Below are 24553 nucleotides of genomic sequence, written 5' to 3' on the forward strand. Positions count from 1 at the left end.
TCCCTTGGGTGCAACCCGTTGGCCGAACTCTAATGAGGTAACCATGCGAAACTCAAGCCGATCTCAGGTTGATCCCTTCATTGTGATGGATGTGATGGAGGCCGCCCGCGCCGCCGAGGCCGCCGGGCGCCATATCATCCATATGGAAGTCGGCCAGCCCGGCACGCCCGCCCCGGCGGGCGCCCGCCGCGCTCTGGCGGATGCGATGGAAGGCGACGCGCTGGGATATACCGTCGCCCTGGGCACCCCGGAACTTCGTGAACGCATCGCAAGCCTTTATAAAGACTGGTATAGTGTCGATCTTGACCCCGCCCGCGTGGTGGTGACGCCGGGCAGTTCCGGCGCCTTCATCCTGGCCTTTACCGCGCTGTTTGACGCAGGCGACAAGGTTGGGCTGGGCGAACCGGGCTATCCCTCCTACCGCCAGATCCTGCGCGCGTTGGACCTGGAACCGGTGGGCATTCCCACCTCGGCGGACAACCGCCTGCAACCGGTGCCTACCGATCTGCCCACCGGGCTGGCCGGGCTGATCACCGCCTCCCCCGCCAATCCCTCCGGCACGATGCTGGATCACGCCCACCTTGAGGCGCTGATCAGCGCCAGCCACGACATGGGCGCGAGCTTCATTTCCGACGAGATCTATCACGGGCTGCAATACGAGGGCCGCGCGGTCTCGGCGCTGGAGGTCTCGGACGAGGTCTATGTAATCAACAGTTTTTCCAAGTATTTCAGCATGACAGGCTGGCGGGTCGGCTGGATGGTTGTTCCCGAGAACCACGTGCGCGTGGTCGAACGCCTGGCCCAGAACATGTTCATCTGCTCGCCCCACGCCAGCCAGGTCGCCGCGCTGGCCGCAATGGATTGCCACGATGAACTGCGTGCCAACCTCGACGTCTATGCCAAGAACCGCCAGCTGATGATCGACGGGTTGCCCAAGGCTGGCTTCGACAAGTTCGCCCCGCCGGATGGGGCCTTCTACATCTACGCGGATGTCTCCGAGCACACCGATGACAGCCGCGCCTTTGCCGCCGAAATCCTGGAAAAGGCAGGCGTGGCGGTCACCCCGGGGCTGGATTTCGACCCCGTGCGCGGCCACCAGACCCTGCGCTTCTCCTATGCGCGCGCCACCGAGGACATTGTCGAAGGGCTGGAACGTCTTGCCCGGTTCATGGCCGACAGGCGCGCCTGAACCCAGCAGATTCTCATATTAATCAACGCTCTGCGCGACGGTCTCTCGCGCAGGGCTTGAATTAACCTTATCTCAAAAACCACGAAAATTCGCGCTAATTGCCACCTTTCCGACCCATTTGCCCCCGACAACCGGGGGCGAATGTACCGGGTCGGAGGTTTCGCCATGTTTGATCGTATCCAGAATGCCGCCATCGCGCTGGCGAAGGGGGTGTAACCATGCCCATTCTGGACAGCGATGGCGACGGCATCCTCGACGTTGATGAGGGCCTGGTCACAAATACTCCGACAACGATCACCATTACCGTCGACGGCGACCAATATGTCGGCGTTGACAACACCCGGTGGGAACTGCGCGACCCGGACAACAACCTGATCGCATCGGGCACGGTCACCAGCTCGGGCGTGGAAAGCTGGGACGTGGCCGTACCCGCCGAGGGTGATTTCACCTTTACCATGCTGGACGATTACGGCGACGGTCTGGCCGGTGGCAACACCGCCAGCTACACGATCGAGATCGACGGCACAGAGGTGGTGAACAGCGGCGCCAACCCGAATTTCGGCTCGTCGGTGACCGAGACCTTTACCGTCGAGACCACCACCACCACCCGCGACACGGATGGCGACGGCATCGCCGACCACTTGGACCTGGACAGCGACAACGACGGCATTACCGACAATGTCGAGGCGCAGAGCTCGGGCGGCTATATCGCGCCCTCGGGCGTGGACGCCAATGCGGACGGGATCGACGACGCCTATGGCGCGGGGCTGACGCCGGTGGACACCGATGGCGACGGCATCGCCGATTACATCGACACCGACAGCGACAATGACGGCGTGCTGGACGTGGACGAGGCCGGGCACGGCGTCGATCAGGCGACCATTGACGGCTCCGGCGACACGGATGGCGACGGGATCATGGACGCGGTCGACGATGTGGTCGGCCCGGACGTCAATGACACCGATGTGGACCCGGGCACCCTGTCGGACATCGACGGCGACGTCTTTACCGGCGGTGATTATGACTGGCGCGACGATGCGGGCGACAATTTCGTGGTCGAAGGCACTGCCGGCGACGATGTGATCGACACCGAATACGGCGGCGACCCGGACGGCGATTGGGTCGACAATGGCGACGCGGCGGATGGGTCGAACGACGACGTGATCAACGCGGGCGGCGGCGATGACACCGTGACCGCCGGTGCGGGCGACGACACCGTGGACGGTGGCGAGGGCGACGATACGATCTACGGCGACCACGCGGGGGCCAGCCCGGCCACCGCGACCTCGGAGAGCCTGAACTGGGACGCGGCCGGCGCGGATGAAGAAGACATCTCGGGCGGGATCACCCAGGTCACCGGCAATGTCGGCGTCAATGTCAGCTTTACCAATGACGGCAACTCCACCGGCATTTCGGTCGAAAGCACCAGCTCGATCTATGTCGGGCCGGGCGATCCGTTCAACTCCACCTCGTCGCTGTCCCTGACCGGGACCGGCGCCGGTCCGACCTCGACCACCACGCTGGATTTCTATTCCAACAACGCGGGCACCTCCGGCTCGGTCGAAAATGTCGAGTTCTCCATCAACGACATCGACACCTCGGGCTGGCAGGACATCATCACGATCCGCGCCTATGATGCCGATGGCAACGAGATCGCGGTCAATATCACCGTCAACGGCACCGACACCCTGTCGGGCAATACGATCAGCGCCGGGGCCGGTTCGGAAAGCGCCACGGATCTGGACGGCAACGCGCATATCTCGATCCCCGGCCCGGTGGCCTCGATCGAGATCGAGTATTCCAACGGCGGCTCCTCGGGCCAGGCGCTTTGGGTGTCGGACGTGCATTTCGACACGATCGCCCTGCCCCATGATCCTGGCAATGACACGCTGGACGGCGGCGCGGGTGATGACACGATCTACGGCGAGGATGGCGATGACATCCTGATCGGCGGCTCCGGCCAGGACATCCTGGACGGCGGCGCGGGCGCGGATACGATCCACCTGGGCGCGGGCGACACCGTGTCGGGCGGCACCGGGTCGGACACGCTGATCCTGGACCCGATTGACGGGCTGGACGGGTCCGGCGGCACGATCTTCATCGACGGCGGCGAGGATGCGGACAATTCGGACGTGGATACGCTGAACCTGAACGGGCTGGTCGATGACTGGGACGACGTGGTCTTTGACAGCGGCAACCCGGAAAACGGCACCGCCACCCTGTCCGATGGCACGGTCATCACCTTTACCAACATCGAGAATGTCATCATCTGCTTTACCCGCGGCACCGGCATTCTGACCCCCCATGGCGAGCGACCGATCGAAAGCCTGCGCCCCGGTGATCTGGTGCTGACCCGCGACAACGGCCCACAGCCCGTGCGCTGGATCGACAAGAGCTCGGTCCCCGGCGTGGGTGACCTGGCGCCCGTGCGCATTGGCAAGGGGCTGTTTGGCAATGACCGCGACCTGGTGGTCAGCCCGCAGCACCGCATGGTCTATCAAGGCTCCGACGCGGTGCTGATGTTCGACAGTTCCGAGGTCATGGTGCCCGCCAAACACCTGGTGAACGGCACCACCGTGACCCAGGAAGACCGCGAGTTCGTGACCTATTACCACCTGCTCTTCGACAGCCACGAGGTGATCTTCGCCAATGGCGCGGCGACCGAAAGCTTCCACCCCGGCCACCAGGGCCTGGGCGCGGTGGGCGACATGGCGCGCCACGAGCTTTTCACCCTCTTCCCCGAGCTGCGCGCCGACCCGGCGACCTATGGCAACACCGCGCGCCCGGTGCTGAAAGGGTTCGAGGCGAAGCTGCTGAAAGTGGCGTAAGCCCCGGGCGCGGGCGCCTCTGCAAACAACGCTCCGCCGCAAACCGGATTGAATTTTCAAAGAAAATTCTCGCCTGCGGCGGGCGTGGCGCCCCCACGGAGCTTGGCCCTCCCCGCATACCGGGTTGGATTATCTTCGATAATCCGCGCCTGCGGCGGGCGGGCGCCTGTGGCTTGCACCACAGGCGGGGCCGGGCTAAGCCCAAGGGGAAACGGAGACACGCATATGCTCGCACTCATCGGCGCGATGGAAGAAGAAGTCACCCTGCTGCGCGCGCGCATGGACGGGGTGGAGACCGCGACCCACGCGGGCATCACCGTGTCCCGCGGCACTTTCGACGGCGTGCCCGTGGTGCTGGCGCAATGCGGCATCGGCAAGGTCAACGCCACCATCTGCACGCAGATGCTGATCGACCTCTACCAGCCCAGCCGTCTGGTGTTCTCGGGCGTCGCGGGCGGGCTTCTGCCCAACATGCGCCCCGGTGACCTGGTGGTGGGCAGCCACGTGATCCAATACGACCTCGACATCACCGCCTTCGGCCACCGCCCAGGCGCCCTGCCCGGCCGCGACCGCATGATCGAGGCAGACCCAGGCCTCGTCGCCGCCTGCACCCAGGCCTATGACGCGGCCTTCGACGGGCAGGATAACGCCCCCGCGCTGATGGCCGGCACCATCGTATCGGGCGACCGCTTCATCTCGGACCCAAAGACCCTGCGCTGGCTGCAACGGGAGTTTTCCGCACTCGCCACCGAAATGGAGGGCGCCGCAGTGGGTTATACCTGCAAGCTGAACGATGTGCCTTTCGTCGTGGTGCGGGGCCTGTCGGACACCGCAGGCGACGAGGCGCCCGAGGACTTCTCGGCCAACCTCACCCGGGTGTGCCAGAACTCGTTTCAGCTGATGGAGCGGCTGGTGCCGTTGGTGGGGTGAGAACAGGAAACTCGCTTAAGCCCACTCTATGGTGAGACTTCACGATCAACATTTGACATAATGTCAAATGTCACTCATTGTGCTTGAGAAACAGTAACTGGAGTCCAAAGAATGTTGATCACACCAGCTCAATGCAGAGCGGCCCGTAGTTTGCTCAACTGGTCTCAAGAGGAGCTCTCCCATCACGCCGGAGTATCGCGGGCAACAGTCGTTGATTTTGAGGCCAGCAACCGTGCGCCAATCAAAAACAATCTGCGGTCAATCGCAGACTGTCTCTTTGCTGCTGGCGTTGAACTCGTGCCCGAGGAAGGTTCGCGTGGCGTGGGGGTTCGCTATTACACAAGAAAAATCACGTACATTAAAAGTATCAAAATTGATCAGTTTAACGACAAGGCGACAGTTCCCATGCAATTTGCAGGTGAGGGTTTTACTTGCGTTATCAGATTGCACGCTGTTGACGACTACCACCGAACAGACTTTTCAACGGATGCAGAATACGTGAAAGCAATTGAAGCGAACTTTCATCTATTCGTAGCGGTGGCCGAACGCTACGCAAAGACAGGCATTCAGAATGGTGAGTTGATCATAACGACCAACATGCTGAATGTTTGAGGCTGTTCACGGGCGTGCCCGCAAGTAAGCCCATTTGCACCCACTCTGGACAAGTATCTAGAGCTCTACGGTGGCTACTGAAGCCCCCCAACCCAACCACGCCCGATAATCCGACACCAGCAGGTGGGTCGGCGCCTCATCCTCTTCCACCTTGGAAAACCGCCCGATGGGGTCGCGGAAGATATTGTCGGTCTCGTCGTCATTGACGGTCGACACCTCGCCGATCAGCACGTCGCCCCCCTCGCCCCAGAAGGCGTGCCAGTCGCCGGGCATCAGGGTCACGCTTTCGCCCGGGGCAAAGCGCAGCACCTCGCCGGGGGCGAACGCGCGGCGGATGCCGTCGCAGAAGACCGTGCCGCCCGCCGATTCGTCGAAATTGCCGTCCGCGTCCGAGCCGTAGAGCTCGATTGCCATCGTGGCCCCGCCGCGGTTGATGATGTCCTCGGCCTTGATGACATGGGTGTGCATCGGGCTGATCTGGTCCTGGCGCGAAATGAGCAGCTTCTCCGCGTAGCACATGCCGCCGCCCCGTTGCAGGTCAGCGAGTCGCCCGTTGCGCAGGGTAAAGAGGAACAGGCCCAACCTGTCGAAATCCCCCTGGCCATAATCGGTAATGTCCCAGCCCATGCGCCCGTCGATCACCGCGCGAGCCACGTCCTTGCGCGCCTTGAACTGTTCGGGCGTCCAATAGGCAAAGGGCGGCAGGGTAAAGCCGTAGTGGCGGATCATCTCATCCGCCTCGGCCATGATCTGGTTGATGCGCGAGCGTTTCATGCGGGCCTCCTGCCAAGGTATGCGTTAGCGCTATCGGAGCTTATGGGAGTGTAATGACGCCGGAAACCCGTTTCGGCAAGGGGTTCAATGGTGAGCCTGAGAGTAGAACCCTTTCGCACCGCGCAGCGGGGCGGCGCCCGACCCTCCCCACGGGAGGGCGCTTATCCGACGTTTCAAGCAAAACTGCAGTCTCGGCTGGGGCAAACCGACCGCCCCACATCACCGTTTCTCAGCGCCCACCCAGGGTCGGGCGCCGCCCCGCAGCTTGCACAGCTTATTCGGCGGTTGCCCTACTTCCCCGCCGCCCAACCCCGCACGGCCTCCCCGAAGGCCTCGAACAGCGGCCGCGAGACCGGGTCGGTCGCCGCCTGCCACTCCGGGTGCCATTGCACAGACAGGGTAAAGCCCGGCGCGTCCTTGATGAAGACCGCCTCGGGCGTGCCGTCATCGGCCTGGCCTTCGACCACCACGCGGGCGCCGGGGGTCTTGATCCCCTGCCCGTGCAGCGTGTTGGTCATCACGTCGGTCGCGCCCAGTACGTCGTGGAACCGCCCGCCTTCGGTGAAATGCACCCGGTGGCGGATCGCGAATTTCTCTTCCAGCGTGCCATCGGGCGGCATGCGGTGGTTCATCCGGCCGGGCAGTTCGCGGATCTCGGGATAAAGCGTGCCACCCATCGCCACGTTCACCTCCTGAAAGCCGCGACAGATGCCGAAGAAGGGCTGGCCGCGTTCGACACAGGCCCGCACCAGCGGCAGGGTGATCGCATCGCGGCAACGGTCGAAATCACCATGGGCCACGGTGGGCGGCTCGCCATATTCTTCCGGGTGCACATTCGGCCGCCCGCCGGTCAGAAGGAACCCGTCACAGACCTCCAGCAGTTCCTCGACCGAGACATAGCGCGGGTCCGAGGGCACGATCATCGGCATGCAGCCCGACACTTCGGACACGGCGGCCGAATTCATCGTGCCCCCCGCATGGGTCGGGTATTGGTCGTTCAGAAGGTAGGAATTGCCGATGATGCCGACGATGGGGCGGGACATGAGAACCTCGATTTGCGCGTATCGGCTGCATCCAACCCGAAACCGGCAGTAAGGTCAAATCGCGACGCGGGGTCAGGTTGACCTGACTTGGCAGCATGGGGGGCAGCGCGCAAAGCTCCCGTTGCATTTTGCAATTTGGAGACATTTCATGAGACATTTCCTGACGGCCGCCCTGGCCGCCGCCCTATCCCTTGGCGCAGCCCTCGCCCCCATGTCCGCCCGTGCGGCCGAAGGGGTGATCTATGAGTTCGCAGGGGAATACGAGATCCTGCCGCAATACCATGCGGCCGCGCAGGCCAACGGGTTCGACACCAAGGGCAAGATCAGCTTTACGCTCGAGATCGCCTTTCCGACCCATCAGGCAAACAGCCAGCCCCAACGCATGACCCAGATGCATTACGAGGCCACCGGCGGGGCGCTCGAGGTCTTTGGGGCACAAAGCGATCTGGGCCTGCTGACACCGGACAACACGTTCACCGTTTACGACGATCACAGCTATGGCGCCGGGAGCGCGCCGTTCGACGGGTTCTCATTCTTTCTGAACCCGCGCTATATCTCCGGGCGGCCCTTCGGCACGGTGGAGCATATCGTCATCGGTAACACCAACCTGCACGCGGGCGAGCTGTCGGACCTGGCCCCGATCCTGGACGGAAACGCCATGGCCGGGTCGCTGGAACACACCAGTTTCTCGGCACTGACCATCAACTTCACCCCGCCCGGCGCCAGCATGATGTCGACCATCGGCGGCGTGTTCAATGACGTCAGCATCACCGCCGTTCACATCCCGAACTGAGCCTGTGTGTCAGAGAAACAAAAGGGCCGGGTCCTTGCCCGGCCCTTCGCGCTGTCAGCCTTCGGCCACCAGGTTCACGGCCTCGATCCCATAGGTCCCGGCCTCCAGATCGTTTTCCGAGGTGTCGCCGGTCACGCCGATGGCGCCCAGGGTCCGGCCCTTGGCGTCGCGCACCAGGATGCCGCCCGGCACCGGCACCAGCTTGCCGTCATAGGCGCCGCCGACCGCACCGATGAAGTAGGCCTGCGCCTCGGCCCGATCGCGTTGCGCGGTGCCGCCGATGCCCAGCATGACGCAGCCATAGGCCTTGCCGCGTGCGATATCGAACCGGCCCGGAGGCGCCCCGTCCCCCCGTTCGAAGGCAATCACATGGCCACCCGTGTCCACCACCACGACCGACAGGGGCTTCAGCCCCATCTCGGCGCCCTTCTCCATGGTCTTGCGAATGATCGTGCGCGCGCGGCGCAGGGAAATCGTGCTCACCTGTCTCTCCTGTGAGGTCACGTTCAGATTTCTGGACGCAGGGTGACCAGAGCCTGGCCCTCCCCGCGATAGGAATGCGGGAAACCCGCGTCGAAGGTCAGGGTGTCGCCCACCTCCAACCGGTGGGTGCGGCTGTGAATGGTCAGCTCCAGCCAGCCGCTGATCACATGGATCATCTCGACGCCTTCGTGTTCATGCGGCTCGGACTCAGGCGCGCCTTTCGGAAACTCGGCCAGAAAGGCCTCGGTCTGGCGCCCCTGCACCGTGTAATCCAGGCTGGCAAAGTGATAGGTCACGTCGCCCTCGCGCACATTGGGCAGGGTCAGCCGCTCCTGCGCACGCACCAGTTCCACCAGCGGCGCGGTCTCTCCGGGTTGAAAGAAGTGATCCAGCCCGACCCCGAACACCATGGCCACCCGCATGAGCGTCGGCAGGGTCGGCACCACCTGCCCGCGTTCCAGCTTGGACAACATGCCCGCCGACAGGCCGGTGTGATCGCCCAGCTGCGCCAACCCCATGCTCTTCGACGCCCTGAGCGCGCGGATCTTCGACCCGATTCGGTAGCTCTCCAACCCTTCGATCAATGTCTCCGACAGCATGGCAGCCTCATTGGTTTTCCCGTGGTGCAACAACACTGCGCCTCTTTTTCACTAGATGCAAGAATTGTGCATCACACGAAACCGTTACTGGTGGGAAAGATTTTTTCACCTCATGAAAGTCATGCCCCAACGGGCAGACCCAAACCCGGAAAGGAATGAAATCATGAAACGTACCCTCACCGCTCTGAGCCTGTCTCTGGCCCTCGCCGCCCCCGCTGCCGCTGCGGATGCCGACATCGTCGGCACCGCCGTCGCCGCAGGCAACTTCACCACCCTGGCCGCCGCCCTGGGCGCCGCGGGTCTGGTCGATACGCTGAAAGGCGATGGGCCCTTTACCGTCTACGCCCCCACGGACGCGGCCTTTGCGGCCCTGCCCCACGGCACGGTCGAGACCCTGCTGAAACCCGAGAACAAGGACCAGTTGATCGCGATCCTCACCTACCACGTGAGCCCCGGCAAGCTGATGGCCAAGCAGGTCGCGCGCAAGGACATGGTCGACACGGTCAACGGCGACATGGTCGATGTCACCCTGAACGACGACGGCACCGTCAACCTGGACGAGGCCTTCATCATCACCGCCAATATCGAAACCTCGAACGGCATCATCCACGTGATCGACCGCGTGATGATCCCGGACGGCAAGTGATCGGAGGCCTGTCATGCTGAACGTCATTACTCTCGTCCTTCTCGCCGTGGGCGGCCTGAACTGGGGCCTTGTCGGTGCCCTCAACTTCGACCTCGTGGCCGCGATCTTCGGCGATATGTCGGTGCTGTCGCGCCTGGTCTACGTCGTCGTCGGTCTCTCGGCGGTGCACCAGCTGATGGGGCTGGGCGGAATGCTCAAGACCCAGAACGCCTGAACCCGAACCGTTTCGGGGCCTCCCCAACCACGTGGCCCCGGGACGTTTCCGGGGGTCTGGTAGGCCGGGGGTGAAACGCGGTCGCAGCGAAGGCCACGGATCGCCCCGGGATGGGCCAGGCCGGAAGGGGGTGGGCTTGCCTGCCTCCTTCCACTCTCCACCATTACCCCGGAAGCTTGGCTGCACCCCACCCGGACGGAGCAGCCATTTTCCGTTTCAACCCGCCGCCTTCAGCTCCTGACGGCGCATGTGCAGCACCGGTTCCGTGTAGCCCGAGGGCTGGACCCGCCCCAGGAACACCAGATCACAGGCCGCCTGGAAGGCCACCCCGTCATAATCCGGCGCCATTGGCCGGTAGGCGGGATCGCCCGCGTTCTGTTCATCCACCTTGACCGCCATCTTGCGCAGCGCGGCCATGACCCGGTCGCGGTCCACCACCCCGTGGTGGATCCAGTTCGACAGGGCCTGCGCGCTGATCCGCAGTGTGGCGCGGTCCTCCATCAGCCCGACATCGTGGATGTCCGGCACTTTCGAACAGCCGACACCCTGATCAACCCAGCGCACCACATAGCCCAGGATGCCCTGCGCATTGTTCTCGATCTCCTGGGTGATCTCGTCCTCGGACCAGTTCACGCCATGGGCCACCGGAATGGTCAGCAGATCGTCCAGCGTGCCTCGCGCGCCACCGGCGGCCAGTTCATCCTGACGCGCCAGCACGTCGACCTGATGGTAATGGGTCGCATGCAGCGTCGCCGCCGTGGGCGACGGCACCCAGGCACAGGTCGCGCCCGATTGGGGGTGGCCCAGTTTCTGCTCCAGCATCTCGGCCATCCGGTCGGGTGCGGCCCACATCCCCTTGCCGATCTGTGCGCGACCCTTCAGCCCGCAAGCCAGACCAATATCCACGTTGCGATCCTCATAGGCCGCAATCCAGGCCGAGTTCTTCATCTCGCCCTTGCGGATCATCGGGCCTGCCTCCATCGAGGTATGGATCTCATCCCCGGTGCGGTCCAGGAAGCCGGTGTTGATGAAGGCCACCCGCGACTGGGCCGCGCGAATGCATTCCTTGAGGTTCGCCGAGGTGCGCCGTTCCTCATCCATGATGCCCAGCTTGACCGTGTTGGCGGGCAGACCCAGCACGGCTTCGACCCGGGTAAAGATCTCATCGGCGAACGCCACTTCCTCCGGCCCATGCATCTTGGGTTTCACCACATAGACCGAGCCTTCGACCGAGTTACCGCTGTCGCGTTTCAGGTCATGCATGGCGCAGAGCGTGGTCACCATCGCGTCCATCAGCCCCTCGCCTACCTCGCGGCCGTCGCCGTCCAGAATGGCCGGGTTGGTCATCAGATGGCCCACATTGCGCACCAACATCAGCGCGCGGCCTTTCAGCGTCACGGGTCCGTCCGGCCCGTCAAACGTCAGGTCATCGTTCAGCGCGCGGGTAAAGCTCTTGCCGCCCTTGGTGACCTCCTCGGTCAGGCTGCCGTCCATCAGCCCCAGCCAGTTGGAATAGGCCAGCACCTTGTCCTCCGCATCCACCGCGGCCACCGAGTCCTCGCAATCCATAATCGCGGACAGGGCCGATTCCAGGATTACATCGCTAATCCCCGCCGGGTCCGTCGCGCCCACCGGGGTCGACGGGTCGATCACCACGCGGATATGCAAACCATTCTTTGCAAACAGGACTTCGCCCTCGCGCTTGCCCTTGAATTGACTCGGATCGGCCAGAGAGACACCCGCCACGTCGCTGACATCCGCCCAGCTGCCTGATGCGAGCGGCACAGCAGCGTCCAGCATCTCCTTCGCCCGCGCCACAACGCGGGCCCCACGCACCGGGTCATAGCCCCCACCCCCAGGCAGATCACCCAAAGCATCGGTGCCATAGAGCGCATCGTAAAGGCTGCCCCACCGCGCGTTGGCCGCGTTCAGCGCATAGCGCGCGTTCATGATCGGCACGACCAGCTGCGGGCCTGGGATGGAGGCAATCTCGGGGTCGACATTGGCGGTGTCCACGGTGAAATCGGGCCCCTCAGGCACCAGATATCCGATCTCTTCCAAGAAGGCGCGGTATTCGGCGGCGTCAAACGCCTGCCCGCGCCGGTCGATATGCCAGCTGTCCAGGGTCTGTTGGATCTCCTCGCGCCGCTCCAGCAGAGCGCGGTTCTTCGGGCCGAGGTTGGACACGATCGCGGCAAAGCCCGCCCAGAAGGCGCCCGCCTCCACCCCGGTGCCCGGCAGCGCGCGCCCCTCGATGAACTCCGCCAGTTCCCCGGCCACCTGCAACCCGCTGCGCTCAACCCGATCGACCATCGCGACCTCCCTGATTTCAATCCGGTTTCTTTTGTAGAGAGTATGTTTCCTATCGGCAACAAGCGGCGGTCAGAAAAACTTACCGGTTTCACTGAAGATTTTTCAAACCGAGGAAGAGAATGCGACCCTGCCCCGCCACGCAATCTGACATGATCTTGATCCGCGCCCTCCCCGCCTTGCAGCCCCCGAATGAGGGCTATAACGTCCCCCCAAACCCTTTCAGGAGCGCCCCATGACCGAGCAGACCCGCATCTTTCTTGCCGATTACACCCCGCCCAACTGGCTGGTGGAACAGGTGCATCTGACCTTCGCGCTCTCTCCGCAAGCCACCCGCGTCACATCCCGCATCCGCTTCGTGCCCAACAAGGCCGCGAAATCGCGTGATTTCTTCCTGCATGGCGAAGAACTGACCCTGATCTCGGCCAGTATCGACGGCGCCCCGGTCACGCCCGAGATGGTCAAGGGCGGCCTCACCTGCGCCGTGCCCGACGGCCCATTCACCTGGGAGGCGGAGGTCGAGATCTCCCCCGCCACCAACACCGCGCTCGAAGGGCTCTATACCTCGAACGGCATGTACTGCACCCAATGCGAGGCCGAGGGCTTCCGCAAGATCACCTTCTACCCCGACCGCCCCGACGTGATGGCACCCTTTACCGTGCGCATCGAAGGCGACGAGAAGGTGATGCTGTCCAACGGCAACCCCACCGGCGCGGGGGACGGCTGGGCCGAGTGGACCGACCCCTGGCCCAAACCCGCCTACCTCTTCGCCCTGGTCGCCGGTGATCTGGTGGCGCGCGAGGACAGCTTTACCACCATGTCCGGCAAGCACGTCGACCTCAAACTCTGGACCCGCCCCGGCCCGGACGAAGGCAAGACCGCCTTCGGCATGGAGGCGCTGAAAGCGTCCATGAAGTGGGACGAGGACACCTACAAACGTGAATACGACCTCGACATTTTCCAGATCGTCGCCGTGTCCGATTTCAACATGGGCGCGATGGAGAACAAGGGGCTGAACATCTTCAACACCTCCGCCGTGCTCGCCTCGCCCGAGACCTCGACGGACGCGAATTTCGAACGGATCGAGGCGATCATCGCGCATGAGTATTTCCACAACTGGACCGGCAACCGCATCACCTGTCGCGACTGGTTCCAACTGTCACTGAAGGAGGGCCTGACCGTCTTCCGCGACCAGCAATTCTCCGGTGACATGCGGTCAAAAGCCGTCTGCCGGATCAACGATGTCCTGTCGCTGCGCGGCCGCCAGTTCCGCGAGGACAACGGACCATTGGCCCACCCGGTCCAGCCCGACAGTTTCGTCGAGATCAACAACTTCTACACCGCGACGATCTACGAAAAGGGCGCCGAGGTGATCCGCATGCTGCACACGCTGGTGGGGCAGGACGACTACGACCGCGCGCTCGACCTCTACTTCGACCGCCATGATGGCGAGGCCGCGACGATCCAGGATTGGGTGCGTGTGTTCGAGGATGCCACCGGCCGCGACCTGACCCAGTTCAAACGCTGGTATGCCCAGGCGGGCACCCCGCGTCTGAGCGTCACGGACGACTTCAAGGACGGCACCTACACGCTTCATTTCAAACAGGAAACCCCGCCCACGCCCGGACAGGACACCAAAGACCCGCGCGTCATTCCGATCGCCACGGGGCTGCTCAATCCCAATGGCGACGAGGTCGTGCCAACCACGGTTCTGGAAATGACAGAAGCCGAGCAGAGCTTTACCTTCGAAGGGCTCGCGGCCAAGCCCGTGCCCTCGCTCCTGCGCGGCTTCTCCGCTCCGGTGATCCTGCAACGCAAGAGCTCCGCCCGCGAACGGGCTTTCCTCTTGGCCCATGACACCGATCCGTTCAACAAATGGGAGGCAGGCCGGGCGCTGGCCAAGGACGTGCTGATCGGCATGGTCACCCATGGCAAGACGCCTGACGCGGCCTATCTTCAGGCGCTCGCCACCATGCTGCGCGATGACAGCCTGGACCCGGCCTTCCGCGCGCTGGCTCTGCGCCAGCCCGGCCAGGACGACATCGCCCAGACGCTGTTTGACGCAGGTATCACCCCGGACCCGCTGGCGATCTGGCGCGCGTCCGAAACCCTGGCGCAGGAGGTCGCCGAACACCTGCAAGACCTGCTGCCGCGTCTGTCCGCCGAGATGGAGGTGACCGAACCCTTCGCCCCCAACGCGGATCAGGCCGGCAAACGCGCCCTGGGTCTGGGGCTTCTGTCTCTCACCACCCGCCTGGACAGCGGTGCGGCCGCCCAGGCGCTCTATGACCGCGCCGACAACATGACGCTGAAACTGGGTGCCTTGGGCTGCCTTCTGGACGCCGAAGTGGGCGAGGATGCGCTGGCGAAATTCCACGCCGAGTTTGACGGCGACGCCCTGGTGATCGACAAGTGGTTCGCCATGCAGGTGGCCCATGCCAGCCCGCAGACGGCGGTGGAGACGGCGCAAAAACTGAGCGCCCACAAGGATTTCAACTGGCAAAACCCGAACCGCTTCCGCGCCCTATTCGGGGCACTGATGATGAACCCGGCGGGCTTCCACGCGGTGTCCGGCGCGGGCTATACGCTCTTTGCCGACTGGCTGATCAAGCTCGACCCCGTGAACCCGCAGATCGCCGCGCGCATGACCACCGGGTTCGAGACCTGGCGCCGCTACGACGCCGACCGCCGCGCGATGATCCGGGGCGAGCTGGAGCGTATTCAGGGCACCGATGGGATCTCGTCCGACACGGCGGAGATGGTGGGGCGCATGCTGGGTTAAGCCTGGAGCGGCGCAGCCGCGACGCGCCCTCCCCTCCCCACGGGAGGGCGCATTTCTGATGTTTCGTCTCACGGCGGCGTTGCGCTTGTGGCAACCCGCTTGCTCTGAACACCTGTAGCGAAAGCGCCCACCCAGGGTCAGGCGCGTCGCGGCTGCTCACTTCACAACCACAAGACAAGCACCAGGATCGACAGCACCAACAACGCCGTGCCCGCCCATTCGCGGCGGGTCACGGTCTCCTTGAAGACAAAGATTGTGGCCATGAAGCTGAACACCAGCTCCACCTGCCCCAACGCCTTCACCATCGCCGCATTTTGTAGCGCAAAGGCGGTGAACCAGCAGAAACTGCCAACCATCGAGCTGAGCCCCACCAGCGCGCCCACGCGCCAGGCGGCAAAGACCCGGGTGACCTCCCCGGGCTCCTTCGCACGCATCCAGGCGGCCATGACAAGCGATTGAAAAGCCGTGACAAAAGCAAGTGTCAGCCCGGCCCGCGCCACCACATCCTCGACCCCCAAGGTCAGCGTGGCGCCCCGATATCCGGTGGCCGAGATCCCGAACAACAGCCCCGAGCCCAACCCCAAAGCCGCCGCCCGGTTGAAAAACCGCCGCCAGCCCACACCGCCCTCGGGCGGGTCGCTCAGCACCAGAAGCCCGACAAAGCCGATGGCAATCGCCACCACGCCCGCGCGGCTCAGCCCCTCGCCCAGCACTACCAGACCAGTCAGCGCGGTCAGGATCACCTCGGTCTTCTTGAAGGTAATGCCCACGGCGAAGTTGCGTTCGGCAAACAGCGCCACCACGCACATGGTCGCCAGGATCTGCGCCACCCCGCCAACACAGGCGAACAGAAAGAACCGCGCCGTGAGCGCGGGCATCCCCTGCCCCGTGGCGCCCATGTAGACCACCATGCCCAGCGCCACCAAGGGCGCGGAAAAGGCAAACCGCGCGAAGGTCGCGCCCGCCGTGGACAGCCGCGTCTCCTTCAGCCGCTTTTGCAACATGAAACGGAGGTTCTGCGAAAATGCCGCAGCAATCGTGATCGGAATCCAGGCCTGCATGGCGCCTTGATGGCACGTCAGCCGCGATCAGACCAGAGCGGATGCGGCACCGGATCCTTCGCCCGCAGGAAGTAACGGCGAAACACCTCAGCGTAGGAGCGATAGACATAACCGTCATTCTTCCGCAGATACCCGTCGCGATCGGCGAAATACAGGCGCGGCATCTGCCACCACTGCACCCCCGGATGGGAATGGTGCACAATGTGGAAGTTGTTGTTCAGAAACAGAAATGCGAGCGGCCCACGGCTTTCGATCACCACGGTGCGGCAGGGCGCGTCTTCGTGGGCGCGGTGTTCCAGGAAGGTGCGGATTTTCAAGAGCCCCAGCGCCAGCCAGGCTTGCAGCAGATAGGCCCACCAGGGCATCTGCCCCACCGCATTGGCCCACCAGACCACGACGGCCACGGCGGGCACATGCAACAGCCAACCGGCCAACACGCGCCGATCCCCTCGGATAATCGCCCGGAAATCACAGCGCATGAACAGCACCTGGCCGATGATCGGCCCCAGCACCATGCGCCCGGCCAGGGTGTTGTTCACCCGCATCAACACCCGGCAGGGCAGCGACAGGTTCGCCCAGACCGCCGGGTCCAGGAAATTCGTCTCGGGATCGTCATAGGGGTCGGTCAGCCGCTCGTCATCATGATGCGCCAGGTGCGTGTCGCGAAAGCGCATATAGGGGATCGCCAGGCTCAAGGCCGGAAACACCAGCGCGCCGTTGATCCAAGGGTTGCGGGTCGGATGACCGTGCAACACCTCATGGGTCAGCGAACTGTGCAGCGCCGCCGCCACCCCCGCCAGCCCGATCGCCAGCCACAGCGGCGCGACCCACACCGTCGCCACGGCCCAAAGCCCGTAGGCCCCGGCCAGAACCGCGAGCGTTGGCCATTCGGTGCCCAGCCTGCGCTCAACCATGACGCCCCCAGCCGATCCGCGCCCAGACCCGTTCATAGAGGATGTACATGGTAAAGCCGATTGCCGTATTGATCGCCGCCATCGCGCCGCCCACGGCTGCGGACCCGGTCATGACCAGCCCGACACCGGACATGGTCAACAGCCCGAGAACATTCCACAAAACTGCCTTTACCCACGATCTTCGCGTCGTTTCCATAATGCCTCCGTTACCTTCCTCCTCTGTGCTATCAGGGCGGGAGCTGTGGGGGCATTCTGTCAGTAGTTAACATTTTCCCTCAGATGTGATTTAATCCAGCACATGAGTGAAAAAATCGACAAACGAGACCGCGCCTTGTTGTTTCGCGGCCGCCTTTTGCAGGCGATCGAAGAAAAACAGACCAATCAGAGCGCCCTGGCCCGCGCCGCCGGGGTGGATCGGTCAACCGTGTCGCAGCTGTTGAAGGATCAGGGCGCGCGCCTGCCCAATGCGCAGCTGGTGGCGGAATGCGCGGCCCACCTGGGGGTTTCCGCCGACTGGCTGCTGGGCCTGTCGGACCGGCCCGAACCGGCGGCCGATCTGCTCGCGGCCTCGCTTTCCCTCACCCGCGCCCCCCGCGCGCTGGTCGATGAACAGATCTATGACTGGCATCTGGAGGCTGCGGGCTACAAGATCCGCCACGTGCCCGCCGCGCTGCCTGACATGCTAAAGACCCGCGCCATGCTAGAGTGGGAATACGCCCCGCATCTAGGGCGCACCACGGACCAGGCCATTGGCGCGTCCGAGGACCGTCTGACCTTCATGCGCCAGTCCAACTCGGATTACGAGATCGCCCTGCCCCTGGATGAGCTGATCAGTTTCGCAGGCGGCACTGGATATTACGCCGGGCTACCCGACCACATTCGTACCGAACAGATCGCCCATCTGCGCGCCCTGCACGACCAGCTCTACCCAACCCTCCGCATCTACCTGTTCGACGCGCGGCGGCTGTTTTCTTCGCCGATCACGGTCTTTGGTCCGCTGCTCGCCGTGCTCTACCTGGGCGCCAATTACGTGGCCTTTCGCGACTCGGACCGGGTGCAGGCCTTTACCCGCCACTTCGACCAACTGGTGCGCGAGGCCCAGGTGCCCGCCCGCGCCCTGCCGGGGTTTCTGGATTCACTGAGCTTGTAGAGCGACGCCCATCGAGCGTCAGCGAAGATGTCAAATCGCGGGGCGCAGCCACGCGGCGCCTGCATTGACCCGGCAGGCGAACTCGGTACGAGTTCTGCCGGGAGGGGGCCCTCCCCACGGGAGGGCGCTCTTGCAACGCTTCACCCCAACTGCCCGATCGGATGCTGCGACCAGCTTACATCCAAATCCCGGAGCAAAGCGCCCACCCAGAGTCGGGCGCCGCGTGGCTGCTTGGCATCACACCTTCGGATCCGGGTTCACCGTATGCCCGTCCACCGCGATCACCTGGCCAGACACCAGCCGCGCCGCCTCCGAGCCGAGGAAGACCGCCATGTCGGCAATATCCGCGGCCTCGACAAACGACCCCATCGAGGTGCCCGAGGCATAGCCCGCGTAAACCTCATCGCGGGTCATGCCCTTGGCCGCCGCCTCACGCGCCAACACGCCTTCCATGCGCGGGCCTTCCACCGCGCCGGGACAGATCGCATTGGCGCGAATGCCATGCGGCCCCAGCTCCATCGCCAGCGTCTTCATCAACCCGATCACCGCCCATTTCGCCGCCGCATAAGGCGCGCGGTTCGGGTAGCCATATTGCCCCGCCGTGGACGAGGTCAGCACGATCGCCCCGGCCCCACGCTCCTTCATCATCGGCGCCGCGAACTTGGCCGCCAGGAACGCCCCTTCAAGGTTCACGGACACACAGGACCGCCAGTCTTCCAGCGCAATATCCTCGACCAGAGCGGTCGGCCCGGCCACGCCCGCATTGGCGCAGAGCACATCAAGACCGCCCCATTTCACCTTGAGTTCCTTGAACAATTCCGCCATGGCGGCCTCGTCCGCCACATCCACCCGGCGGCCGACCCACCCCTTGGGCAGGTCCGCCAGCGCCTCGCGGTCAATGTCGGTCACCCAGACCCGGGCCCCGGCAGCGGCGAAGGCCTCGCCCATGGCGCGCCCGATGCCGGAGGCGCCCGCGGTGATCAGCACGCGGGCATTGTCCAGCCCCCTCATGGTTTCACCGCGATGGCACGGCCGACCCCCTCGGGACGCGGCAGGTTCGCGTGGGCCTGGGCGATCTCGACCAGGCGCGCCTCGATATGTTCAGCGGGTGGCGCGGGGCGGCGGGTTTCCAGGCTGACATGCAGCAGAAAATGTTCGCCTGTCGCCAGCAGCCGGTCGCCTTCGAACATCTGGTGGAACAGGTGCATCTTCTTGCCCGCGCCCATGAGGCAGGTGGTTTCCACCCGGATCCGCTGGCCCAGATGGGCCTCGTCGATATGGCGAATATGGGTCTCGGCGGTGAAATACGACCCGCCCGTGGCGATGTAATCCGCGTCACAGCCGATGATCTCCATGAACCGGTCGGTCGAACGCGCAAAGGCGTCCAGGTAGCGGCTTTCGGTCATGTGCCCGTTATAATCCAGCCAATCCACCGGGATGGCGGTGGCAAGCGTGGTGATCGGCTTCTCGATTACCACCGCAGGCTGGCCCAGGCGCTTGTCCTGCTCATTCAGCAGCTTGCCCGCCCCCCAGTCGCGATCCTTCAGCGCACGCATCATGCCGACCAGGTTGTCGTCGCGAATGCGCTCCAGCTCGCGGATCGTGTGCATGCCCGATTGCGCATCGGACTGGTCGGCAATCAGATCAACCAGCTCGTCGGTGAACTCCGGCACATCCATCAGCTTGGTCCAGGGCCATTTCAGCGCCGGGCCGAACTGCGCCATGAAGTGTTTCATCCCCGCCTCGCCGCCGGCCACGCGGTAGGTTTCAAACAGGCCCATCTGCGCCCAGCGCAGCCCGAAACCAAACCGCATGATATCGTCGATTTCTTCCGTCGTGGCGATCCCGTCCGAGACCAGCCACAACGCCTCGCGCCAGACCGCCTCCAGCAGGCGGTCGGCCACATGGGCGTCAATTTCCTTTTTGATCTCAACGGGTTTCATGCCGATCTCGGTCAAGATTTCCGCCGCGCGCGCCCGCACCTCGGCCGAGTTCTCAGCCGTCGGCACCACCTCCACGACGGGGAGCAAGTAGACCGGGTTGAACGGATGCGCGACCAGCACCTGGCCGGGGCGGCTCAGCCCGTCCTGCAACTCCGACGGCTTGAAGCCGGAGGTGGAGGAACCAACGATGGCCTCCTCGCCCACGGCCTCCATCAGCGCGCCGTAGACTTTCTGTTTCAGCTCCAGCCGCTCCGGCACGCTTTCCTGCACCCAGGTCGCACCCGCCACGGCCTCGGCCAGGTCGTCATGGAAGCTCAGCGTACCTTCCTCGGGCATCGACACATCCGACAGGCCGGGCAAGGAGCGGCGCGCATTGTCCAGCACCTCGCCGATCTTGCGTTCGGCCTCCGGGTCCGGGTCGAACACCCGCACGTCCCACCCCATCAGAAGGAACCGCGCGGCCCAGCCGCCGCCGATCACCCCACCGCCAATGATTGCTGCTGTCTTCGTCATCTTGCTTTCCCGCATGTTTCGGGTCGTCTCCGCGCCCTGCTTTCCGGCAGGGTCCTCACGGAAAGGAGACCCCTATGAGACTTGAATTTCACCCGTTGCCCAGCGCAGAGGTCGAATTGATCCACCGCACCGGGCGTGACAGTTACGCCAACCCCGTCGAACGCCACGCCAGCGCTGAAGAGGGCGGCATGCCCTGCCGTCATTGTCTGCAGAACGTGCCCGCCGGGCAGCCCTACCTGACCCTGGCCCACCGTCCGTTTCAGGGGCAGAACCCCTTTACCGAAACCGGGCCGATCTACCTTTGCGATCCGATCTGCGCCGCGGCCGTGCCGTCGCCGGAACCGCCCGCCTTCCTGGCCGCCGATCACTATATCCTGCGCGGCTATTCGGCCGAGGAACGTATCGTCTATGGCACCGGGGCGGTCACCCCGCGTGACGCCTTGGCCGACTACGCCGCCCAGCTTCTGGCCCGTGACGACATCGCCTTTGTCGACCTGCGCAGCGCCAGCAACAACTGCTTCCTGTGCCGGATCAAAGCGGCCTGAGCCCGCCTGCCCCGCCGACCGCGCACGCGGGGCAGTGCCGCACTCCTCAGGCCGCAGGCTGATCAAAACTTCGGATCGCGTTTCACCAGGCCCAGCTTCTCGCGCACCTCGGCGGGGCCGATCACCCGCGCGCCCATGTTGGTGACCACATTGGCAGCCCGTTCAACCAGCTGCGCATTGGTCGCCAGCACGCCTTTTTCCAGCCACAGGTTGTCCTCCAAACCGACGCGCACATTGCCCCCCGCCAGCACCGCAGCGGCGGCATATGGCATCTGATCGCGCCCCAGCGAGAAGGCCGACCAGGTCCAGTCCGAGGGCACATTGTTGACCATCGCCATGAAGGTGTTCAGGTCATTGGGCGCGCCCCAGGGCACCCCCATGCACAGCTGCACCAACGCAGGACTGTCCAGAACACCTTGATCCACAAGGGTTTTCGCGTGCCACAGGTGGCCGGTGTCAAAGGCCTCGATCTCGGGTTTCACGCCCAGCGCGGTCATCATGCGGCCCATCGCCTCCAACATGCCGGGCGTGTTGGTCATGACGTAATCGGCCTCGGCAAAGTTCATCGTGCCACAGTCCAGCGTGCAGATTTCCGGCAGGCATTCGGCCACGTGCTGCACCCGCTCGGCCGCGCCGATCATGTCGGTCGCATCCGGGTTTACCGGGAAGGGGCTCTCGGGCGAGCCGAAGACGATGTCGCCGCCCATGCCGGCGGTCAGGTTCAGGACCACGTCCACCTCGCTTTCGCGCACCCGTTCGGTCAGCTCGCGATACAGCTCCAGCCGGCGCGACGGCTTGCCGGTGTCAGGTTCGCGTACATGGCAGTGCACGATGGCCGCACCGGCGCGGGCGGCATCAATCGCGGCATTGGCAATCTGTTCCGGGCTGCGCGGCACATGCGGGCTGCGGTCCTGGGACCCGCCCGATCCGGTCACGGCGGCGGTGATGAAAACCTCACGGTTCATGGTCAGGGGCATGGCGTCTCTCCTCTCGCTTAGCACCATGAAAGCCGCGCTGGACGGGGGCTGCTTTGCGAATTACGCTGCCAAATTGATGAAAAGCGCAAATATCTTCATGCCAGACCCCGCGCCGCTGACCATCGGCGTGCTGGTTCTGGACCAATGCAACACCCTGTCGCTCGCGGCGGTGCTGGACCCGATGCGCGCGGCGAATCGGCGGGCGGATCGCGAGCTGTTTCGTTGGCAGTTGATGACGCCCACCGGCGCGCCGGTCAGCCTCACCTCGGGCATTCCGGTGCCGGGGATCGCCATTTCGGACGCGCCGGAGCTGGACGCGCTTTTCGTCGTCGCCGGTTTTTTCCTTGAGGAACAAAGCACTGCGCCGCTTCTGTCCACCCTGCGTCGGATCTCGGCCCGGGTGCGGACCCTTGCGGGGGTGGATGGCGGACCTTGGGTCTTGGCCCGCGCGGGGCTGCTCGACGGGCACAAGGCGACCACCCATTGGGAGGATCTGGAAAGCTTCGCCCAGCGTTTTACCGAGGTCGAAGTCCTGCGCGACCGGTACGTGATCGACGGACGGGTGGTGACGACCGGTGGGGCCTCACCGGCGCTCGACATGATGTTGCACCTGATGCGCGCGCGCCATGGCGAGGCCTTGGCGATGCGCGTGGCCTCCGCCTTCATCTATGATCCGGTGCACGGAGGCGATGCCCCGCAGAGCCTCGCCTCTCCCGCCCGTCTACGCGCCCGCGCACCGAAAGTGGCGGAGGCGATCCGCATCATGGAATCGCACCTGGACGAGCCCCCCGCCGCCGCCCGCATCGCCGCCATGGTCGGCCTGTCCCCGCGCACGCTGGAGACGCGGTTTCGCACCGCTCTGGGCACCACCCCCGGCGCCTTCTTCCTGAACCTGCGTCTGGCCGAGGCACGCCGCCTGGCGTTGGACACCGCGCAGCCAGTGGCGCAGATCGCGCTGGCCACCGGGTTCGGCTCGCAGGCCGCTTTCGCCCGGGCCTTTAAACAGGCCCATGGCATGTCGGTGAGCGCGCTGAGGCGGCGCTAGAGGGGCTTTAACAACTTTAAACTTGCCCGGTTCAGGCCGTTAAAGATGTTAAACCTACCCCGATTTCTCCGTTAAACTCTTTAAAGCACAGCTCAATACGGCATCGCATGGGCGCGGTGCGCCTGGGTGATCTCCGCCATCACCTCGTCGCTCAAAACCAGGTCCTGCCCGGCCAGAATCCGCTCCAGCTGTTGCAGCGAGGAGGCCCCGAAAATCGTCGACCCCATGAAGGGCCGCGAGACGCAGAAGGCCAGCGCCATATGGATCGGATCAAGCCCGTGGCGCTGCGCGATTTCCAGGTAGGCCGCAACGGCGGGAAAGGCACGCGGGCTGACCCGGCCGCCCAGTTCCGGCTGCCCCACCCGGCGCGAGCCCTCGGGGATCACGTCGCCCTGGTACTTGCCGGTCAGAAGCCCGGCCGCGAGCGGAGAAAAGGCAAGGATACCAACACCTTCGTTGACACAAAGCTCCGCCAGGTCGGTGTCGGCCATGCGGCACAGGAGGTTGTATTCGTTCTGGATCGACACCACCTCCGGCGCCCCCATTTCCCGCGCCAGACGCAGCCATTCCGAGGTGCCCCAGGCGCTTTCATTGGACAGGCCGAAATGGCGCACCTTCCCGGCCTTGACCACATCCGCCATCGCCTCAAGCACATCGCGCATATGCGCTTGCGTTTCCTCGCGGTTCTGTTTCGACGGGTCATAGGTCCAGTTCTGGCGGAACATGTAGCTGCCGCGATTTGGCCAATGTGTCTGATAAATATCAATAAAATCGGTCTTGAGACGTTTCAGGGAGGCATCCACCGTCTGCCGGATCGTCGCCCCATCATAGCCCCGCCCCTCGCGCACGAAACCGCCATTGGCGCCCGAGACCTTGGTGGCAATCACCACGTCACCGCGCCGCCCGGTGCGCTCCAACCAGTCGCCGATCACGCTTTCCGTACGCCCCACGGTGTCCGCGCTGATCGGGTTCACCGGGTACATCTCGGCGGTGTCGATGAAGGTGACGCCGTAGTCCAGCGCCATGTCGATCTGGGCGTGGCCCTCGGCGGGCGTATTGGTCGAGCCCCAGGTCATCGAGCCCAGGCTCAGCGCGCTGACCTCCAGGGCGCCGTCGGCAAGCGTGTTCATTTTCATGCGCGTATCTCCTTGTTCTGCAACAGATTGCCGATTGGACCGGGCGTGGCAAGGTGATTTTCAGAT

The 24553-nt window shown here is 64.3% G+C and carries 23 protein-coding genes; 11 read left to right on the forward strand and 12 right to left on the reverse strand.

Translation table 11 applies throughout. From position 1 onward, the window contains the following. Nucleotides 1-43: 43 nt before the first annotated feature. From ACO07D_RS19460 to ACO07D_RS19475, 4 genes are all read left to right on the forward strand, one after another. Complete coding sequence (locus ACO07D_RS19460; protein WP_421704581.1) at nucleotides 44-1189, forward strand: pyridoxal phosphate-dependent aminotransferase; 1146 nt, start codon at nucleotides 44-46, stop codon at nucleotides 1187-1189. 218 nt (nucleotides 1190-1407) lie between these two features. Then, nucleotides 1408-4017: a Hint domain-containing protein gene (locus tag ACO07D_RS19465; protein WP_421704582.1), complete on the forward strand. Its 2610-nt coding sequence runs from the start codon at nucleotides 1408-1410 to the stop codon at nucleotides 4015-4017. A 225-nt stretch (nucleotides 4018-4242) separates the two neighbouring features. Beyond that, the gene (locus tag ACO07D_RS19470; protein WP_421704583.1) at nucleotides 4243-4947 is read left to right on the forward strand and encodes a 5'-methylthioadenosine/adenosylhomocysteine nucleosidase; all 705 of its coding nucleotides are present in this window, start codon (nucleotides 4243-4245) and stop codon (nucleotides 4945-4947) included. Between the two features lie 111 nt (nucleotides 4948-5058). After that, a complete protein-coding gene (locus ACO07D_RS19475; RefSeq protein ID WP_421704584.1) occupies nucleotides 5059-5559 on the forward strand; it encodes a helix-turn-helix domain-containing protein in 501 nt (166 codons plus the stop codon). 57 nt (nucleotides 5560-5616) lie between these two features. On the opposite strand, the gene ACO07D_RS19480 is transcribed toward ACO07D_RS19475, so the two are convergent. Both ACO07D_RS19480 and ACO07D_RS19485 read right to left on the reverse strand, forming a co-directional pair. Beyond that, nucleotides 5617-6333, reverse strand: a complete 717-nt coding sequence (locus tag ACO07D_RS19480; protein ID WP_421704585.1) for a D-lyxose/D-mannose family sugar isomerase — start codon at nucleotides 6331-6333, stop codon at nucleotides 5617-5619. Between the two features lie 290 nt (nucleotides 6334-6623). Then, complete coding sequence (locus tag ACO07D_RS19485) at nucleotides 6624-7376, reverse strand: gamma-glutamyl-gamma-aminobutyrate hydrolase family protein (protein ID WP_421704586.1); 753 nt, start codon at nucleotides 7374-7376, stop codon at nucleotides 6624-6626. A 148-nt stretch (nucleotides 7377-7524) separates the two neighbouring features. Between ACO07D_RS19485 and ACO07D_RS19490 the strand changes: the two genes are divergently transcribed. Then, complete coding sequence (locus ACO07D_RS19490; protein WP_421704587.1) at nucleotides 7525-8169, forward strand: hypothetical protein; 645 nt, start codon at nucleotides 7525-7527, stop codon at nucleotides 8167-8169. A gap of 54 nt (nucleotides 8170-8223) precedes the next feature. Here ACO07D_RS19490 and ACO07D_RS19495 read toward each other — a convergent pair whose 3' ends face one another. Beyond that, nucleotides 8224-8652 carry a GlcG/HbpS family heme-binding protein gene (locus tag ACO07D_RS19495; protein ID WP_421704588.1) on the reverse strand — a complete coding sequence of 143 codons (429 nt, stop codon included), beginning with the start codon at nucleotides 8650-8652 and terminating at the stop codon, nucleotides 8224-8226. 23 nt (nucleotides 8653-8675) lie between these two features. Further along, entirely contained in the window at nucleotides 8676-9251 is a 576-nt protein-coding gene (locus tag ACO07D_RS19500; RefSeq protein WP_421704589.1) for a helix-turn-helix domain-containing protein, read from the reverse strand. A gap of 160 nt (nucleotides 9252-9411) precedes the next feature. On the opposite strand from ACO07D_RS19500, the gene ACO07D_RS19505 reads away from it, so the two are divergent. Continuing rightward, nucleotides 9412-9897 (forward strand): fasciclin domain-containing protein, encoded by a 486-nt coding sequence (locus ACO07D_RS19505; protein WP_421705077.1) that lies wholly within the window; start codon nucleotides 9412-9414, stop codon nucleotides 9895-9897. Nucleotides 9898-9910: 13 nt separating this feature from the next. After that, entirely contained in the window at nucleotides 9911-10111 is a 201-nt protein-coding gene (locus ACO07D_RS19510) for a DUF378 domain-containing protein (protein ID WP_421704590.1), read from the forward strand. A gap of 216 nt (nucleotides 10112-10327) precedes the next feature. On the opposite strand, the gene ACO07D_RS19515 is transcribed toward ACO07D_RS19510, so the two are convergent. After that, nucleotides 10328-12424: a malate synthase G gene (locus ACO07D_RS19515; RefSeq protein ID WP_421704591.1), complete on the reverse strand. Its 2097-nt coding sequence runs from the start codon at nucleotides 12422-12424 to the stop codon at nucleotides 10328-10330. A gap of 232 nt (nucleotides 12425-12656) precedes the next feature. On the opposite strand from ACO07D_RS19515, the gene pepN reads away from it, so the two are divergent. Next, entirely contained in the window at nucleotides 12657-15203 is a 2547-nt protein-coding gene (gene pepN / locus ACO07D_RS19520) for an aminopeptidase N (RefSeq protein ID WP_421704592.1), read from the forward strand. Between the two features lie 161 nt (nucleotides 15204-15364). Here the strand turns inward: pepN and ACO07D_RS19525 are convergent, their stop codons facing one another. From ACO07D_RS19525 to ACO07D_RS19535, 3 genes are read right to left on the reverse strand one after another with little or no spacing between them, the layout of a single operon-like run. Then, a complete protein-coding gene (locus ACO07D_RS19525; protein ID WP_421704593.1) occupies nucleotides 15365-16264 on the reverse strand; it encodes an EamA family transporter in 900 nt (299 codons plus the stop codon). 17 nt (nucleotides 16265-16281) lie between these two features. Then, entirely contained in the window at nucleotides 16282-17178 is an 897-nt protein-coding gene (locus tag ACO07D_RS19530; protein ID WP_421704594.1) for a fatty acid desaturase, read from the reverse strand. Next, complete coding sequence (locus tag ACO07D_RS19535; RefSeq protein ID WP_421704595.1) at nucleotides 17171-17338, reverse strand: DUF2061 domain-containing protein; 168 nt, start codon at nucleotides 17336-17338, stop codon at nucleotides 17171-17173. Before ACO07D_RS19535 ends, ACO07D_RS19530 begins: the two co-directional genes overlap by 8 nt. 138 nt (nucleotides 17339-17476) lie before the next feature. On the opposite strand from ACO07D_RS19535, the gene ACO07D_RS19540 reads away from it, so the two are divergent. Further along, complete coding sequence (locus ACO07D_RS19540; protein WP_421704596.1) at nucleotides 17477-18328, forward strand: helix-turn-helix domain-containing protein; 852 nt, start codon at nucleotides 17477-17479, stop codon at nucleotides 18326-18328. Between the two features lie 237 nt (nucleotides 18329-18565). On the opposite strand, the gene ACO07D_RS19545 is transcribed toward ACO07D_RS19540, so the two are convergent. After that, nucleotides 18566-19339: an SDR family oxidoreductase gene (locus ACO07D_RS19545; protein WP_421704597.1), complete on the reverse strand. Its 774-nt coding sequence runs from the start codon at nucleotides 19337-19339 to the stop codon at nucleotides 18566-18568. After that, nucleotides 19336-20784 carry a carnitine 3-dehydrogenase gene (locus tag ACO07D_RS19550; RefSeq protein ID WP_421704598.1) on the reverse strand — a complete coding sequence of 483 codons (1449 nt, stop codon included), beginning with the start codon at nucleotides 20782-20784 and terminating at the stop codon, nucleotides 19336-19338. The genes ACO07D_RS19545 and ACO07D_RS19550 overlap by 4 nt, the downstream gene beginning before the upstream one ends. A gap of 74 nt (nucleotides 20785-20858) precedes the next feature. On the opposite strand from ACO07D_RS19550, the gene ACO07D_RS19555 reads away from it, so the two are divergent. Beyond that, nucleotides 20859-21329: a DUF1203 domain-containing protein gene (locus ACO07D_RS19555; RefSeq protein ID WP_421704599.1), complete on the forward strand. Its 471-nt coding sequence runs from the start codon at nucleotides 20859-20861 to the stop codon at nucleotides 21327-21329. A gap of 62 nt (nucleotides 21330-21391) precedes the next feature. On the opposite strand, the gene ACO07D_RS19560 is transcribed toward ACO07D_RS19555, so the two are convergent. Next, nucleotides 21392-22306, reverse strand: a complete 915-nt coding sequence (locus tag ACO07D_RS19560; protein WP_421704600.1) for a 3-keto-5-aminohexanoate cleavage protein — start codon at nucleotides 22304-22306, stop codon at nucleotides 21392-21394. Here ACO07D_RS19560 and ACO07D_RS19565 point away from each other — a divergent pair. Further along, on the forward strand, nucleotides 22305-23351 hold the full coding sequence (locus ACO07D_RS19565; protein ID WP_421704601.1) for a GlxA family transcriptional regulator: 1047 nt from the start codon (nucleotides 22305-22307) through the stop codon (nucleotides 23349-23351). The two genes, ACO07D_RS19560 and ACO07D_RS19565, sit on opposite strands and share 2 nt — an antisense overlap. A 92-nt stretch (nucleotides 23352-23443) precedes the next feature. Here ACO07D_RS19565 and ACO07D_RS19570 read toward each other — a convergent pair whose 3' ends face one another. After that, the gene (locus ACO07D_RS19570; RefSeq protein ID WP_421704602.1) at nucleotides 23444-24487 is read right to left on the reverse strand and encodes an aldo/keto reductase; all 1044 of its coding nucleotides are present in this window, start codon (nucleotides 24485-24487) and stop codon (nucleotides 23444-23446) included. Nucleotides 24488-24553 lie beyond the last annotated feature (66 nt).

This window comes from Aliiroseovarius sp. (genome assembly GCF_965228805.1).
Lineage (GTDB): Bacteria > Pseudomonadota > Alphaproteobacteria > Rhodobacterales > Rhodobacteraceae > JASBTN01.